Origin of the sequence: Lutibacter sp. (assembly GCF_030692605.1) — a bacterium.
Lineage (GTDB): Bacteria > Bacteroidota > Bacteroidia > Flavobacteriales > Flavobacteriaceae > Lutibacter.
This window is the reverse complement of sequence record NZ_JAUYUD010000017.1, coordinates 1-16,745: the sequence shown is the minus strand read 5'-3', so window position 1 is coordinate 16,745 and position 16,745 is coordinate 1. Positions and strand designations below refer to the sequence as shown.

General features: G+C 31.7%; 13 protein-coding genes. 10 read left to right on the top strand and 3 right to left on the bottom strand.

The window, feature by feature from the left end; translation table 11 throughout:
• The first annotated feature begins 33 nt into the window (after positions 1–33).
• Genes Q8S45_RS01580 through murI form a run of 3 tightly spaced genes read left to right on the top strand, consistent with a single transcriptional unit; the run spans position 34 to position 2,172 of the window.
• The gene (locus Q8S45_RS01580; RefSeq protein WP_305600620.1) at positions 34–813 is read left to right on the top strand and encodes an OmpH family outer membrane protein; all 780 of its coding nucleotides are present in this window, start codon (positions 34–36) and stop codon (positions 811–813) included.
• Between the two features lie 16 nt (positions 814–829).
• A complete protein-coding gene (locus tag Q8S45_RS01575) occupies positions 830–1,330 on the top strand; it encodes an OmpH family outer membrane protein (RefSeq protein ID WP_305600618.1) in 501 nt (166 codons plus the stop codon).
• A gap of 56 nt (positions 1,331–1,386) precedes the next feature.
• On the top strand, positions 1,387–2,172 hold the full coding sequence (murI, locus tag Q8S45_RS01570) for a glutamate racemase (protein WP_305600616.1): 786 nt from the start codon (positions 1,387–1,389) through the stop codon (positions 2,170–2,172).
• Between the two features lie 71 nt (positions 2,173–2,243).
• Here murI and Q8S45_RS01565 read toward each other — a convergent pair whose 3' ends face one another.
• Together Q8S45_RS01565 and Q8S45_RS01560 are read right to left on the bottom strand one after the other, a co-directional pair.
• On the bottom strand, positions 2,244–2,762 hold the full coding sequence (locus tag Q8S45_RS01565) for a gamma carbonic anhydrase family protein (RefSeq protein WP_305600614.1): 519 nt from the start codon (positions 2,760–2,762) through the stop codon (positions 2,244–2,246).
• Between the two features lie 51 nt (positions 2,763–2,813).
• Positions 2,814–3,785: a type IX secretion system membrane protein PorP/SprF gene (locus Q8S45_RS01560; RefSeq protein WP_305600612.1), complete on the bottom strand. Its 972-nt coding sequence runs from the start codon at positions 3,783–3,785 to the stop codon at positions 2,814–2,816.
• 146 nt (positions 3,786–3,931) lie between these two features.
• On the opposite strand from Q8S45_RS01560, the gene Q8S45_RS01555 reads away from it, so the two are divergent.
• From Q8S45_RS01555 to Q8S45_RS01525, 7 genes are all read left to right on the top strand, one after another.
• Positions 3,932–4,345, top strand: coding sequence for a hypothetical protein (locus tag Q8S45_RS01555; protein ID WP_305600610.1), 414 nt, complete (start codon positions 3,932–3,934; stop codon positions 4,343–4,345).
• Positions 4,346–4,480: 135 nt separating this feature from the next.
• Entirely contained in the window at positions 4,481–8,329 is a 3,849-nt protein-coding gene (locus tag Q8S45_RS01550; RefSeq protein WP_305600607.1) for an efflux RND transporter permease subunit, read from the top strand.
• Position 8,330: 1 nt separating this feature from the next.
• On the top strand, positions 8,331–9,770 hold the full coding sequence (locus Q8S45_RS01545) for a TolC family protein (protein ID WP_305600605.1): 1,440 nt from the start codon (positions 8,331–8,333) through the stop codon (positions 9,768–9,770).
• An 11-nt stretch (positions 9,771–9,781) separates the two neighbouring features.
• The gene (locus Q8S45_RS01540) at positions 9,782–11,557 is read left to right on the top strand and encodes an efflux RND transporter periplasmic adaptor subunit (RefSeq protein WP_305600603.1); all 1,776 of its coding nucleotides are present in this window, start codon (positions 9,782–9,784) and stop codon (positions 11,555–11,557) included.
• 33 nt (positions 11,558–11,590) lie between these two features.
• A complete protein-coding gene (locus Q8S45_RS01535; protein ID WP_305600601.1) occupies positions 11,591–11,953 on the top strand; it encodes a heavy metal-binding domain-containing protein in 363 nt (120 codons plus the stop codon).
• Positions 11,954–11,978: 25 nt separating this feature from the next.
• On the top strand, positions 11,979–12,548 hold the full coding sequence (locus Q8S45_RS01530) for a DUF2911 domain-containing protein (protein WP_305600599.1): 570 nt from the start codon (positions 11,979–11,981) through the stop codon (positions 12,546–12,548).
• Between the two features lie 203 nt (positions 12,549–12,751).
• Positions 12,752–13,189, top strand: coding sequence for a heavy metal-binding domain-containing protein (locus tag Q8S45_RS01525; protein WP_305600597.1), 438 nt, complete (start codon positions 12,752–12,754; stop codon positions 13,187–13,189).
• Positions 13,190–13,269: 80 nt separating this feature from the next.
• Here the strand turns inward: Q8S45_RS01525 and Q8S45_RS01520 are convergent, their stop codons facing one another.
• Positions 13,270–16,590, bottom strand: coding sequence for a T9SS type B sorting domain-containing protein (locus tag Q8S45_RS01520; protein WP_305600595.1), 3,321 nt, complete (start codon positions 16,588–16,590; stop codon positions 13,270–13,272).
• Positions 16,591–16,745: the final 155 nt, after the last annotated feature.

Below are 16,745 nucleotides of genomic sequence, written 5' to 3'. Positions count from 1 at the left end.
AAATACCACAGTTTTTCTAAAAACATATAAGTTATGACAAAAAAAGTTCTTTTATTTGCGATTTTGATAAGTAGTGTAATGCTGTTCGCTCAAAAAACTCAAAGAATTGGTTATATAGATATGGAATATATTTTAGAAAATATTCCAGAATATAATGATGCTCAATCAAAAATTAATTCAAAAGCAATGGTTTGGCAACAAACTATTGAATCTCAACAGAAAGAAATTGAACAACTTAAGAATGATTTGAATAATGAAAAGGTGCTGTTAACAAAAGAATTAATTGAAGAAAAAGAGGAAGATATACATATTAAAGAACTTGATTTAAAGAAGATTCAAGCAGATTATTTTGGTGCAACTGGCGATTTATTCTTTTTAAGACAGCAATTGGTAAAACCAATTCAGGATTTGGTTTATAATGCCGTTCAAGATATAGCATCAAAAAGAAAGTTCGATTTTGTTTTAGACAAATCAAGTGCTTTAATCATGTTATATACCAATAAAGAATATGATATTAGTGAATTAGTTTTAAATAGTATTATTAGAGATAAAAAAATAAATGAAATAAAAGGCGGTTCTGAAGAAAGTGAAACGATAAATGGCACAGATATTGTAAATGACAAAGCTCAGGCTATTGCAGAAGATAAGGAAGCAGCCCAAGAAGCTATTAAAAATAAAATTGAAGAACGAAAAGCAGCACAATTAAAAAAGAGAGAAGATTTAAAAAAAGCGATAGAAGAGAAAAGACTAAAAAGAATTAAAGAAATAGAAGAGGCTAAAAAAGCCAAAGAAGAAAAAAAAGAGAACAATTAATTTAATAACAAAAACAATGAAACAAATTAGAACTTTAGTAGTAATAGCAATAATTGCATTAGGATTTAATACTGCGCAAGCACAAACTAAAATTGGTCACATTAATACGGACTTACTTTTAAGTTTAATGCCCGAAACTAAAACTTTAAACGCAGAATTAGAAAAATTAGGTAAAACTTATGAGACCGAATTAAAAGCCGAAGAAGCAAAATTAGAAGCAAAATTAAAAAAATATGAGGCTGAAGTAGGTTCTCAAACAGACGAAGTTAATCAACAAAGAAGTGTTGAAGTACAACAAGATCAACAAAGCTTGTACCAAGCTTCTCAAATTGCTAGAGAAGAAATTACTAAAAAGAGAAACGAAAAACTAAAACCGATATTAGATAAAGCTAAAAAAGCAATAGAAGATGTGGCTAAAGAACAAGGTTTAACCTATGTGTTAGATGCTTCATCCCTAATTGTAGCAAATGGTACCGATTTGTTAGCTGCAGTTAAAACAAAACTAGGTATTCAATAAAAAAATACTTCAAAAAAAATCCCGCACTTGCGGGATTTTTTTTTAGCTTTATTCAAATGAAACAACCCATAGGTTTTTTTGACTCAGGAATAGGTGGTACTTCTATTTGGAAAGAAGTTATAAAAATATTGCCCAATGAAAATACCATATATCTAGCCGATAGCATTAACGCTCCCTACGGTGAAAAATCAAATGACGAAATAATTGCACTGTCTGTAAAAAACACCGAATTTTTAATTTCAAAAGGTTGCAAATTAATTGTAGTCGCTTGTAATACAGCAACAACAAATTCAATTGATTTTTTAAGAAAAAATTATACCATACCTTTTATTGGAATTGAACCAGCCATAAAACCTGCCGCATTATTTAGTAAAACTGGAGCAATCGGTATTTTGGCAACAAAAGGAACTCTAACAAGTAAGTTATTTGAAAAAACAACGTATGAGTACACCAAAAATATAACTACCATAAAACAAGATGGTGAAGGATTGGTTGCTCTTATTGAAAACGGGAAATTAGGTTCAAAAGAATTAGATAAATTATTAACTATTTATTTAAAACCAATGCTTCAATTTAATATAGATCACCTTGTTTTAGGTTGCACGCATTATCCTTATCTCATTCCTCAAATAAAAAAAATTATTGGTAATAATATTACAATTATAGATTCAGGAGAAGCTGTTGCGAGACAAACTAAGACTGTTTTAGAAAAATTTAATTTATGTTCAAATTCTTTAACAACGGGTAACCATCAATTATATTCAAATACACAAACCAATGTATTAACTGAAATTTTAAGCGATGTTTTAGTTAATTTTAGTGTTGAAAAACTGAATTTTTGATTTACGATTTACGATTTACGAAGATTAAAATTTGAAGTTTTTACTTACAACTCAAAACTTAGAACTTATAACTATTTTTCCTCCTTATACCAACCTGCATATTTAATATAATTATCGGCAATTCTATGAATTTCACCGGCAATTAATTCTTGGCTAATATCTTTAACTTTTACAGCAGGAACCCCTGCATAAATACTACCTGATTTTATATGAGTTCCTTTAGTTACCACAGCTCCAGCAGCAATTATTGAATTGCTTTCAACAATACAATCATCCATAATAATAGCTCCCATTCCTATCAAAACATCATCATGAACTGTGCAACCATGTACCATTGCATTATGCCCTATTGAAACATTATTTCCGATAGTTGTCGGTGATTTTTGAAATGTTGCATGAATAATAACCCCATCTTGGATATTTACCTTATTACCTATCTTAATATAATGCACATCTCCTCTAACTACAGCATTGTACCAAACACTGCATTGGTCTCCCATAGTTACTTCTCCAATTATCACTGCATTTTCGGCAATAAAACAATCGGTTCCAAATTTTGGTTTATTTCCATTTAATTCTTTAATAATCATAAGTATAGATTGGCATTAATAGTTGAAAATTTTATAAAGATTTGAGAATTTTTAAAATGAATAATTTACATTTGGACAACCGCTTCTTCTCGGTTCTCTACATCCAAAATTAAAACCTAAGGTTATTTGATGATAGCCAGCATCATCAAATAAAATTTCTCCAGATTGTTTAGTATAAGTATATGAAGCCATAAAATTTTTATAATTTACCCCAACAATTGGGGTAAGATAATTCAATTCTTCAGTATCTGCATTGTCAAACCCTTTTCTATACGAAAATGCTGCCCATAATTGAGCATCTGCAACATCTTTATACACCTTCATGTTAAAATCAACAAATTTCTCTCCTGTTCTTTCAATGGTTTGTGCCATAATGGATGGCTCAAATTGTAGATCTTGATCTTGTCCAAAATAATAACCAATTGTGACAAGATATCTTCTTAAATTTAAAGATTCATACCTGTCATTGTACAAATTACGTGCACTTAATAAGATGTTTTTTGCAGTAAAATAGGAGAAAAAACCATTTCTGTGGTATGCCATACTAAAATCAGCATTGAAATAATTTTCACTTTGAACAATTTGAGAAATCACAGGATCTGGAATAATAAATGAACTTTCATCTACACTATTAATTGCAGCCATTATCGACAATCCAAAAGATAATTGATTTACTTCATCTGGTCTACCCAACCCTATATGATAAGCATAGGTTCCTTGTATTCCTTGTTGAGAATGGTATCCGTTTTTATCATTAAAAACAATTAATCCAATACCCATATTTTCTCCAACCTTTGAGTGAACACTTATAGTTTGAAGCGCTGGAGCATCTTCTATTCCAGCCCATTGACTCCTTGCTGTAAATCTCAATTTTCCACAATTTCCAATTCCAGCCGCTGAAGGGTGTACTAAAAAAACATTATCCGATAAATAATCAGAATAAATAGGTAAGGTTTCTTGAGCTTTTAATATAAAAGGGACTATTAATAACAAAATGGTACTAAAAAATTGTGCTTTTTTCATATTTCATTAATAGAATTCAAATATAAAAAATAATTATATCGTTTACCCTAAAAACAAAATTTTAAATTCCTTAAAAAATTAATTATATAAATATTAACTAAAAATTTAGACTTCATAAATTGAAATTTATATCTTTGTAATCTCTTATGAAGCAACTATTTAAAAAAATATCTGCAATGTTAATGGCTTTGATAGTTTTACTGTCAACATTGTCATTTTCATTTAGTGAGCACTTTTGTGGTGATTTACTGGTAGATAGTGCTTTATTTTCAAAAGCTGAGTCGTGCGGAATGAATATACAAAATGCATTACCTGGTTCAGATTGTAGTGTAAAAAAAGATTGTTGTAAAGATGAAGTTAAAACATTTGTAGGTCAAGATGATTTAAAAATTGATTTTTCTTCTTTAAGTTTTGATCAACAAAATTTTATTGCTTTATATGCTTTTACTTATTTAAATTTATATGAAGGAATAGATACCGAAGTTATTCCTTTTAAATATTATTCACCACCTCTGGTCGATAAAGACATCAGTATTCTTTATCAAGTTTTCAGAATTTGATTTATTAATTATTTAATGGCTAAATCTTTTATAAGGTATTTTCCTCTTTAAAATTTTATTAGCTTCAATTGAATCATTTTTTTTTAATAAAAATGAATTCTCTCAACATTAAAAAATTAAAAAATTCAAAAAAAAATGTTTAATAGACTTGTAAAATATTTTCTCGAAAATAGGCTCATTACTTTTATCTTCCTTATCACTTTTGTTGTATTCGGAATGGTAACCATGCCTTTTAATACTGAAACCGGCTTTTTGCCTCGTGATCCAATTCCGGTAGATGCGATACCAGATATAGGTGATAATCAGCAAATTATCGCAACCGAATGGATGGGACGATCGCCTAAAGACATTCAAGATCAAATAACCTATCCGCTTACAACCGCTTTATTAGGAATTCCTGGGGTACAGACAATCCGTAGTACATCCATGTTTGGTATGTCATTCATTTATATAATTTTTAAAGATGATGTAGAATTTTATTGGAGTCGTTCCAGGATTTTAGAAAAACTAAATTCTTTACCAACTGGAACTTTGCCTAAAGAAGTACAACCAGCATTAGGTCCTGATGCAACAGCTTTGGGTCAAATTTATTGGTATACTCTGGAAGGGCGAAATCCCGAAACTGGTGAACCAAATGGAGGCTGGGATCCTCAAGAATTAAGAACCGTTCAAGATTTTTATGTAAAATATGGTCTCGCAACAGCTGAAGGTGTTTCTGAAGTAGCATCTGTTGGTGGTTTTGTAAAAGAATATCAAATAGATTTAAATCCAGAAGCCCTTAAAGCCTATAATGTTTCCGTAATGGACGTTATGACTGCTGTTAGTAAAAGCAATTTAGACATTGGTGCAGAAACTATTGAATTAAATAGCGTAGAATATATTATACGTGGTTTAGGTTATGTGAAAACCCTAAGCGATTTAGAAAATTCTGTAATTACAGTCAGAAATACAATTCCCGTTCGAATAAAAGACGTGTCTACGGTTTCTTTTGGACCTGCAACTAGACGAGGTGGTTTGGATAAAGCAGGCACAGAGGCAGTTGGCGCTGTAGTTGTTGCACGTTATGGTTCTAATCCGATGGATGTGATTGATAATGTAAAAATTAAAATAAAGGAATTGGAAGCTGGTTTACCTCAAAAAACATTAGCCGATGGTAGTGTTTCCAAAGTAACCATTGTCCCTTTTTATGACAGAACGGGTTTAATCAAAGAAACTATAGGTACGCTTGAATCGGCGCTCTCACATGAAATTTTAATAAGTATCATAGTAATTATTATCCTTGTTATGAATTTAAGAGCCTCATTTATAGTCGCAGGATTGTTGCCAATTGGTGTGTTAATGACCTTTATTTTAATGCACTTTTTTGGAGTAGATGCTAATGTGGTGGCCTTATCTGGTATTGCAATTGCAATAGGTGTAATGGTCGATGTCGGAATTATTGATGTTGAAAATATACTCCGGCACTTAGAGATGCCAGAAAACAAGGGAATACGTGGAAAAAAATTAATGATGGTTATCTACAATGCAATTGCAGAAGTTAGAGCCGCAGTAATAACCTCCATGGCTACCACTATTGTAAGTTTCTTGCCAGTATTTGCAATGGAAGCCGCAGAAGGTAAATTGTTCCATCCACTTGCTTTAACCAAAACATTTGCACTAATTGCAGCTTTAGTACTTGGAATTGTAGTGTTGCCAACCTTGGTTCATATTCTATTTGATATTAAATTCGATTCCAAAAAAATTAAGAAAATTTGGAACGTAGGACTCATTATTTCTGGAATTTTAATTTTTATAATATGGTTCTCTTGGCCTGCACTCGCTTTAATTGCGATAGGTGTAAATAATTTATATGCAAACCGTTGGCCTGAACATAAAAAAGAGTTTACTAATTACATCAATGTTGCAATAACTGTTTTGGTTGCTGTATTTTTCTTATCAAAAGAGTGGTTGCCTTTAGGAGCACATAACAGCATTTTTGTAAATTTCCTGTTTGTTGCTGGAATAATTGTATTCATCCTTGGAGCATTAATGTCGATGGTTTATTACTATGAACCTATACTTAGATGGGCTTTAATCAACAAAAAGAAGTTTTTATTACTTCCAGCTATTACCCTTTTATTTGGAATCTTAATTTGGTTAGGTTTCAACCAAGCCTTTGGTTTTATAGGAAACGGACTAGAAAAAATTGGATGGAAATCAGTTAGGCAAACAAGTTTTTGGGAAGGAAGTACAAGTAAATTCCCTGGTATTGGTAAAGAATTTATGCCATCACTCAATGAAGGTTCTTTTCTGCTAATGCCAACGAGTATGCCTCATACTAGTATAGAAAAGAACCTTGAGTACATTGAAACACTTGATAAAAGATTATCAGTAATTCCAGAAGTTGAAATTGCAGTTGGTAAATGGGGACGTGTAAATTCAGCATTAGATCCTGCTCCAGTTCAAATGTTTGAAAATACCATTAATTATCGATCTGAATATATGTTGGATGAAGATGGCCATAAACAACAATTTAAAGTTGATAAAGACGATAGCTTTATTCTGAAAAGTGGTAAAAAATACAATCCTGAAAAAGAAGGTTTTAGACTAATTTCAAAAGACAGTTTAATTGCAGTTTCAAATGGAGAATATTTCCGTCAGTGGAGACCAGAAATAAAAAATTCTAATGATATATGGAATGAAATTGTAAAAGTAACCAACATTCCAGGGTTAACCTCCGCACCTAAGTTACAACCCATAGAAGCTCGTTTAGTTATGCTTTCAACTGGAATGCGAGCGCCAATGGGTCTAAAAGTTTATGGGCCTGATTTAGAAAGTATTGAAGAAGCTGGTTTACAATTTGAAAAAGCTTTAAAAGAGGTGCCAACTGTTAAAGCTTCCACGGTATTTTATGATCGCGCTGTTGGAGCACCTTATCTCGAAATTAAACTCAATCGTGAAGCAATGGGGCGGTACGGTATGAGGGTTAGCGATGTGCAAGAAGTATTGCAGGTAGCGGTAGGCGGAATGGCATTAAGTAATTCTGTTGAAGGTCGTGAACGTTTTCCAATACGCGTGCGTTATGCCCGTGAGTTGAGAGATAATCCTGAAGATTTAAAACGCATTTTGATTCCTTCAATGAATGGTGTTCAAATTCCATTAGGAGAAATTGCTGATATTTCCTATACCAAAGATGCCCAAATGATTAGAAGTGAAAATACGTTCCTTTTAGGCTATGTTATTTTTGATAAACATGAAGGAAAGGCCGAAGTAGATGTGGTGGAAGATGCTGCTAAACTATTAGAAGAAAAAATTGCTTCTGGAGATCTCATTCTTCCAAAAGGTGTTACTTATAAATTCGCAGGCAATTATGAGCAACAAATTAGGGCTAGTAAAAGACTTTCAATTGTAATTCCAATAAGTTTAATCTTAATTCTACTATTATTATATTTTCAATTTAAAACGATTATTGCTTCGATGATTCATTTTTCAGGAGTATTTGTTGCTTTTGCTGGTGGATTTATTATGATTTGGCTATACGGACAAGATTGGTTCCTGAATTTTGCAGTTTCTGGAGTCAATTTGCGAGATATGTTTCAAATTCATCCTATTAATTTAAGCGTAGCCGTATGGGTTGGATTTATAGCCTTATTCGGAATCGCAACCGATGATGGTGTTATGATGGGTACCTATATTCATCAAACATTTGAAGAAAAAAAGCCGTCAACTGTTCATGAAGTACGTGAAGCTGTAGTTGAAGCTGGTAAAAAAAGAATCAGACCAGCAATGATGACAACAGCAGTTGCAGTTATTGCATTGCTACCGATATTATCTTCAACAGGAAAAGGAGCAGATATTATGATTCCTATGGCGATTCCAACATTTGGCGGAATGATTATTCAGGTAATGACCGTATTTGTAGTTCCTTTATTTCAGACCATGTGGAGAGAATGGGCGGTTACAAATGACGCAAAAAAAGAAACTCAACTAATTCAAAATCAATAGTATGATGAATTTAAACAAAATAATATTAATTATAATTATAACATTTTACAGTTATAATGATGCGGTTAGTCAGGAAATTGATCCATTGATGAATTATCTTGAAATTGCAACTAAAAATAATCCAACTGTATTACAGAAGTATGCAGAATATGAAGCTGCTTTACAAAAAGTTCCTCAAGTTGGGAGCTTACCAGACCCAGAATTAAATGCTGGCGTTTTTCTAAGCCCTATGGAATTGATTGACGGTAAACAATTAGCTGATTTTCGGTTGATGCAAATGTTTCCTTGGTTTGGAACTTTAAAAGCTGCAAAAGATGAGATGAGTTTAATGGCAAAAGCAAAATATGAATCATTTCGTGATGCAAAACTACAAGTAATTTATGAAGCTCAACAAACGTGGTTCGACTTATATAAAGTGCAACAAGCCATTGAAATTTCAAAAAAAAATATAGAAATTTTAAATACACTTGAAAGGCTTTCACTCATCAAATTTAAGTCGGCATCTATTGGTGGTATTAGTAGTTCTTCTGCAGGTGGCAATATGCAAAATACTATTTCTCAAAGAACCTCATCTGGTTCTTCAGGAATGAATAGTATGAGTGGAAATACTAGTAACTCAAATCCAAGCAAAGTACAGCCTTCTGCTCCAATTCAAAATAAACCTATGAATTCTTCGGCAGGTTCTGGGTTAATAGATTTGTATAGAATTCAAATTGAAACAAGTGATTTAGAAAATAATATTGCTTTGTTAAATGATCAAAAAAATACTTTAATTGTGCGCTTTAATTCTATTTTAAATAGAGAAGCTCAAGAATCGGTAAAAATTCCTGATACATTAATTTCGAACTCATTGCACATACCAATATTGAATGTTACCGATAGTATTTTAGTTAAAAACCCAATGCTTTCAATGTTAAATTATGAAAAGCAGGCGCTTGAAGCTCGTAAGGTAATGGTTACTAAAATGGGATATCCAATGATTGGATTAGGACTTAATTATGCTCTGATTGGCAAAAACCCGATGTCTACTTTAGAAATGAATGGAAATGATATGATTATGCCAATGGTTACACTTACACTTCCTATTTACAGAAAAAAGTATAAAGCAATGAAAACCGAAGTGGAAAAGCTCAAAACTGCGACAGAACACCAACAAAAAGCAACAGCTAATACCCTTACGAATGACTATTATGAAGCTGTTAAAAACTATGAAGATGCACAACGTAAAATAGTTCTTTACGCAAAACAATATAGTTTGGCAAACCAATCTTTAAATATTCTTATAAAAAGTTTTTCATCTGCTGGTGTTGGTTTAACAGACCTATTAATTATTCAACAACAAACACTTAATTACGAATTAAAACAAGTAGAGGCTGTAGCGGATTTTAATACGGAAATTGCAAAATTGAACCGTTTAATGGCTTATTTACAAATTCAATAAAATATATACTTATGAAACTATTTTCAAATCAATATATCAGATATGGCCTCTTTATAATTATTGGCCTGTTATTAGGATGGTTATTTTTCCATTCTTCTGCAACCTCTGAAAGTGAACTTAATCATGCTTCTGAACAAAATAAAGCTGAAATTTGGACTTGTTCGATGCATCCTCAAATTAGAATGGATAAACCAGGCAAATGCCCGTTATGCGCGATGGATTTAATTTTATTGAATCAAAATTCTTCGGAAGCAATGGATCCTGATGAAATTCATTTTACAAAGGAAGCTGCTCAATTAGCCAATGTTATGACTTCAGTAGTTTCAAAAAACGAATCTGTTAAAGAAGTTCGTCTTTTTGGAAAAGTTCAGGCAGATGAGCGTTTGGTACAAAGTCAGGTTGCATATATTCCCGGAAGAATTGAGAAATTATATGTCAATTTTACAGGTGAAAGTGTTCGAAAAGGACAATTGCTAGCACTTATTTATGCGCCAGATTTAATTACAGCACAGCAAGAATTATTGGAAACTGTTAAAACGAAACAATCATATCCAGAATTTTATGAGGCTGCTAAAGAAAAATTATTTCAATGGAAACTGTCTTCAAAACAGATTGCAACCATTGAAAGTACCCAAAAAGTTAAAACGAATGTAGAAGTTTATGCTACATCTAGTGGTATAATTACAGCCAAACAAATTAATGTGGGAGATTATGTTGGGCAAGGGACTGTGTTATTTGAAGTTACTGATCTTTCACGCATTTGGGTACTTTTTGATGCTTATGAAAGTGATCTTCATTTTCTTAAAAAAGGAAATAAAATGGATTTTACACTTCAAGCAATGCCCGGTTCGGCGTTTAATGGAATTATCAGTTTTATTGATCCTGTAATTGACCCTAGTACTCGTGTGGCTAAAGTTCGCTTAGAAATTAATAACCAAGACGGAAAATTAAAACCTGAAATGTTTGCAACAGGTTTTGTAAAAGCAAATCTTGATCACTACCAAAACAAAATGGTTGTTCCTAAAACAGCAGTATTGTGGACTGGTAAACGCTCTATTGTTTATGTTAAAAAACCGGGCAATGATCCTATTTTTAAAATCAGAGAAATAGAATTAGGACCTATGCTTGGGAATAGTTATGTTGTTGAAAAAGGATTAACAGAGGGTGAAGAAATTGTAACTCAAGGTGCTTTTAGTGTTGATGCCGCTGCCCAGTTAGAAGGCAAACCAAGCATGATGAATACTGAAGGTGGTAAAGTTTCAACTGGACATGAAAATCATACCGGCAGACAAGAAACAAAAGTTGAAAACTCAACTGAAATAACTAAAAAAGTAAAAGTTTCTTCTAATTTTCAGCAACAATTAAAACTTGTGTTTAACAACTACATTAAAATTAAAAATGCGCTTGCAAATGATGATGGTAAAACTTCACAAAAATATGCTGTTGAGTTATTGAAATCCTTAAAAAATGTAGACATGAAATTATTAAAAGACAAAGAATCTCATACTCATTGGATGACCATTGAAAAAGATTTAAAAACTTCTGCCGAATTAATTTCAAAAAATTCAGAAATTAAAGTACAAAGGGAGAAATTCATTGTTTTGTCCAAAAACATTTCAAAAAGTATAAAGTTATTTGGAATCAATCAAAAAGTATATGAACAATTTTGCCCAATGGCCAATAGTGATAAAGGAGCTATTTGGTTGAGTACTGAAGAAAAAATTATAAATCCATATTTTGGAGCATCCATGTTACAATGTGGAACTATACAATCAATAATTGAATAAATAAATAGTATTAATTTTAAAATAAAAACAAAAATGAAAACAAAAATTTTAATTGCAATTCTTTCAATAGGACTATTTACAGCTTCAACAATGAAAGCTCAAGAAATGGATCATTCTAAAATGAAAAAAGACACCACAAAAATGGAAATGAAAGCAATGTATTCTTGCCCAATGAAATGTGAAGGAGATAAAAAATATGAGAAGCTAGGAAATTGTCCAAAATGCAAAATGGATCTTAAAAAGACCGAGATGAAACCGGTTTACACTTGTTCAATGCATCCTGAGGTTGTGAGTGATAAAAAAGGAGAATGTCCAAAATGTGGTATGAAACTTATTGAGAAGAAAATGGAAATGAAAAAGGAAAAAGAAGATTCTCATAAAGGGCATAACCATTAATATTTTAATTTGAAATAACGATAAAATGAGAAAAATAAAATTCATTATTTTAGTTACACTTTGTGTGACCATAAATATAAATGCCCAAGAACACAATCATACTAATTCAAATCCAGATAAGACTGAAATGACTAAAAAGAAACCTCTTAGTCCACATACGTCTGCGATGGCAATGATTGGAGGAGCGCATATTCACATCGATTATTCATCGCCTAGTGTACGAGGACGCCTAATTTTTGGTGGATTATTACCTTATAATGAAGTTTGGCAAGCAGGTGCTCATAAAGCTACTTGGATTGAATCTAATAAAGATTTAATTATAAAAGGAAAAGTCATTCCTGCTGGGAAATATGGTTTTTTCGTTATTCCTGGTCAAAAATCTTGGACCATTATTTTTAACAATAAATGGGATCAGCATGGAAAAGATGAATATAATGAGAATGATGATGTTCATAGATTTGAAATTATTCCAAATAATTTGAATGTAGTTAAAGATCATTTAGAATACCGAATTTCTAAGAAAAGTGAAACCGAGGGATTCATTTCTTTTGCATGGGAAAAGATAGAAATTCAATTCGAATTTGAAATAAAATAGTAGAATTCATTCTCATTTAGCAATGCGTTTTATTTAGTTTCTGTGATTGCAAATTCATTACGATTAAGAAGTGTAAAAATTTAAATTAAAAAACGTAAAGAAATAATTTATACTTTTTTATGTTACCTTTGTTACCTTAGCAAAAAAGCTCTTAATTAAACGTAAAAAATAAATTAATTCAAATAAAAAATAATTAATAAGAAATGAAAAAAATAATAATATCATTAGTAATGGTTTTCAGTTTTGTTGCCATTTCAACAGCTCAGGAAAAAGCAGAAAAAGTTGTAAAAAAAGAAATAACTAAAGAAGTAAAACAATGTGCAGCAGATTGTACAAAGCCATGTTGTGCAGATAAAAATTCTGAAAAACATGCTGAATGTAAAGGCGATAAGCACGAGCATGGAAAAAAATCTAAAGAATGTTGTGCAGCAAAAGAAGATGGGAAAGAGTGTGCAGCAGATTGCACTAAACCATGTTGTGCTGACAAAAAAACAGAAGTTATAAAAGAAGTTATAAAAGTTAAAGAAACTGCTAAAATGACTTTTGCTTGTCCTATGAAATGCGAAGGAGATAAAGCGTATTCAAAAGAAGGAAGTTGCCCAAAATGTAAGATGGATTTAAAGCCAACCAAAACTAAATAATATAATGCTTTTATTATCATAAAAAAATCAGGGATCTACCCTGATTTTTTTTATGATAATAGTTTCAACTTAATAAAATATTACCTTCTTATCAAACTAAAATGACCTTTGTGTATTATTTCAACTCCGTTAAAATCAATCATTTTGGCTAAGTACCAATAATCTGATGAATTCGCTTTTTTAGTATTATAAAAACCATCCCATCCACTTTGGTAGGCGTTAAAAGTGGTTAACATTTTTCCGTACCTATCGTAAATATAAATAATGGCTTCTTGTATAACAGAAGGGTCTAATCCACGTACATTCCAATAATCATTTTGACCATCATCATTTGGTGTAAAAAATTTAGGGAAACCAAATACATAAAATGTAACTTGAGCTGTTCCACATCCATTTTGATCACGAACATAAATAGTGTGAATACCGGGAATTACATCTAAAAAAACTGAATTATCTTGATATGTCCCTAATGCATCGTCTATAGCAAATTCATACAAACCAATACCAAGATCTTGATTCGTGCCCGTAATTGAGACGGATGTGTAATTTGAAGTTTCGGTAATTTCAATATTATTCACATCTAAACTCGCAATGTTAGAAGATTGAATTGTTATTTTTTTAATAAAAGATTTACAGCCTAAATTTGAAGTTGCATAAACAGAATAAACCCCTTCTTTTAGAATATCAGCAAAAGGTTGGATGCTTACAATCGTACCCGAATTATCCCTCCATTCATAGGTATAAATCCCATTTGAATTATATGTTGATATTCTTAATGGCTTGTTATTTAAACAAATTATACCTGTTTCATCCAAATCAAATTTTGGTCTAGGGTTTACTTTTAAATGAATTACTGGGGCAATTCCAAAACAACCACCATCTATAGAACTTTCAACCCTTACCCAAATAGTTTGGCTGTAAGCAATTTCATTTAAATAAGCACTTGTGTTACTAATTGAGTTCTTCTCTAACAAAGCATCTGTCTGATTTCTAAAAAAAGAAAGTCTTAAATTATTATTAGTAAATAGTGATAATATTTCAGAAGTTGATTGGGCTAAATTGAAGGTATATACTCCATCATTTAAATTATCATCATCACAGGCAACAATTTCATGCATATACCCAAGAGGGAAAGAAGAAATAGAAACTGATAAGTTAATTTGTACAATTCTATAACATCCATTTATATTAGATACTCGTGCAAATACTATTGGACTTCTACCATTAGAAAATGGAAATTTGTCCAGAATATTAATATCAGAAGCTGCATCATTTGAAGTAAGGTGATATGTTACATTCAAATTGGGATTTCCTAAAGTTACATATTCATCTGCTTCCCCTAAATTAAAATCGGTAATACCATTTGTAACCCCATCTTCATCACATTGTATTAAATCAAATGGTGTTAATAGCGCATTAGGTAATTGTCTTACTTCAATTTGAAAAGAAGTATCTGTATTGCATAAAATATTATTTGCATTGCCGTTGCTCACCCTTACATAAATAGTTCCACCTCCAGCAATTTTATTTGTATATGTTAATGGATTTGTGATTTTTTTGGTATAACCTGCATCTTCATAATAATCAACTTTAAAAACAAAAGCAGACTGTCCTTTAAGTATGGCTAACTTTCTTTCATCTAAATTAAATTGAATAAAACCATTGCGATCATTTCCATCCAAATTATTGTCGCAATAAGACAGAATAGGAATCTCGTTAGGCGGAGCATGAATAGGCGTATCAAAAACTTGCAAGGTAAAACTTGTGGTTTTATAACAATTTATGAAATTCTTATTTTGAATTCGAACAAAAATTCTTTCTTGTGCATATGGTGTAACATTAATGTAAGGCACTACGAGCGCGTTACTGTTAGTATTTGCATTTGCCAAAGAAGAAAAATAATTAACCTCAAATAATAGTGGGCTTTGAGTTTTAAGGATTTGGCTATCTATGGTGGCTCTAAAATCAAATTGATGAAATCCATCATTGTTAGTATCGCAAATTAATAAATTTGTAATGCTATTTGCAATAGGAGTTTCAATTACAATTAATTCAAATGAAATTAACTGATAACAACTAGAACCAGCACTGGGTTCAATTCTAACCCATATTGTTCTGGATTGGGAAGAATGTGATGCGGTATTAACAATCCATCCCTTGCGATTAATTGCATTTGCTTGGTCTTCATAATACGTTATAACACCAACTTGTCCGTTTAAAATTATTGGAGTCTGAACGTTTAAATTAAAAATCATTACACCATCCAAATTATCATCACATTCATACAAATCAGGTGGTTTTACCGGTATTGGAGTTGGAACGGCAGCAATTTCAAAGGAAGTAAGATCAAAACATTTAGTGGTACTATTTTCTAAACGCGCCCAAATAGTTCTGCTTCCACTTATATAAGGACTAGAAAGTGCGTTAACTCCAACTTGTGCATTAAGTTGAGAGGTGTGATAAGTCACTGTCATGTTCGGTTGTCCATTAATGATTACATTTGAGTTTGAATCCAAATTAAAACCTTCAATTCCATCACCGTTTACATCGCAAAGTGCCATATTTCCAACTGTTGTGGCAATTGGGATACTGTTAAAAGTGATGTTTATATCATCTTCTAATATTACTCCCGTAGTATTATCTGTTACTTCAACTTTATACCTACCTGTAGTATTTACAACAATTGCGGCAGTTGTTCTTGATGGAACCATTGGTTCAAATGCGCCCGATAAGGTATTAAACAAAAACCATCTATAACTTATAGATGGTCCAAATACAGTAGCATTTAAGGTAGATGTTTTTCCTTCACATAAATTTCTGTCAGGCCCTAAATCTAATAAAATTTCACAATCCAACGGTGCCGTATAATTGTCTATAACAGCTCCTTTCCATTCAATTGAAAATCCCGCATTGGTACCTGAATATTGGTTTACCAAAACAACAAATTCTTGTCCAGTAGTAACATTCATCCAAGACTCATAGGCAGTAGAAGGATTTCCACTTGGGTCTTCCCCAACTCCTGTATAGCCAGTAGTTGAAACTTTATCGTAATTACAGGCAATAGGCGTACCTAAAGCACCACAAATTGGATTGGGTCCATATACAGCAAAATCCCAATCTTCGCTTAAATTATTTGGTTTAATATTAAATCCAAACTCGCCACTTGCAGCCAATTTTACACGAAACCAAAAGGAATTGGTTTCAATGGTAGTTACTCCTAATCCATTCTTTAAACAGCCAGAAGTAGATCTTCCAAAAAAATCATCAAAGCCAAATCCATTTACAACACCTCCAGAATTTGCATTGGTACAAACAGGTAGTGCATCGGTACAATTAGATTGACAAAATCCATCAAAAAAAGTAAATAAAAAAAATAAAAAAAATACGAAGTACTTTTTCATAAATTGATTTTTTGGGTAATGTACTGAAAAATAGTTGGTGGATTTTATAAAAATAATTTGTATTATATGCTCATTAATCTGAAGAGGAAATATGCTCTGGTGGAGACCAACATATTAGCAATAAGATTAATGCAATAAGGTAAAAAAGGCAGTTC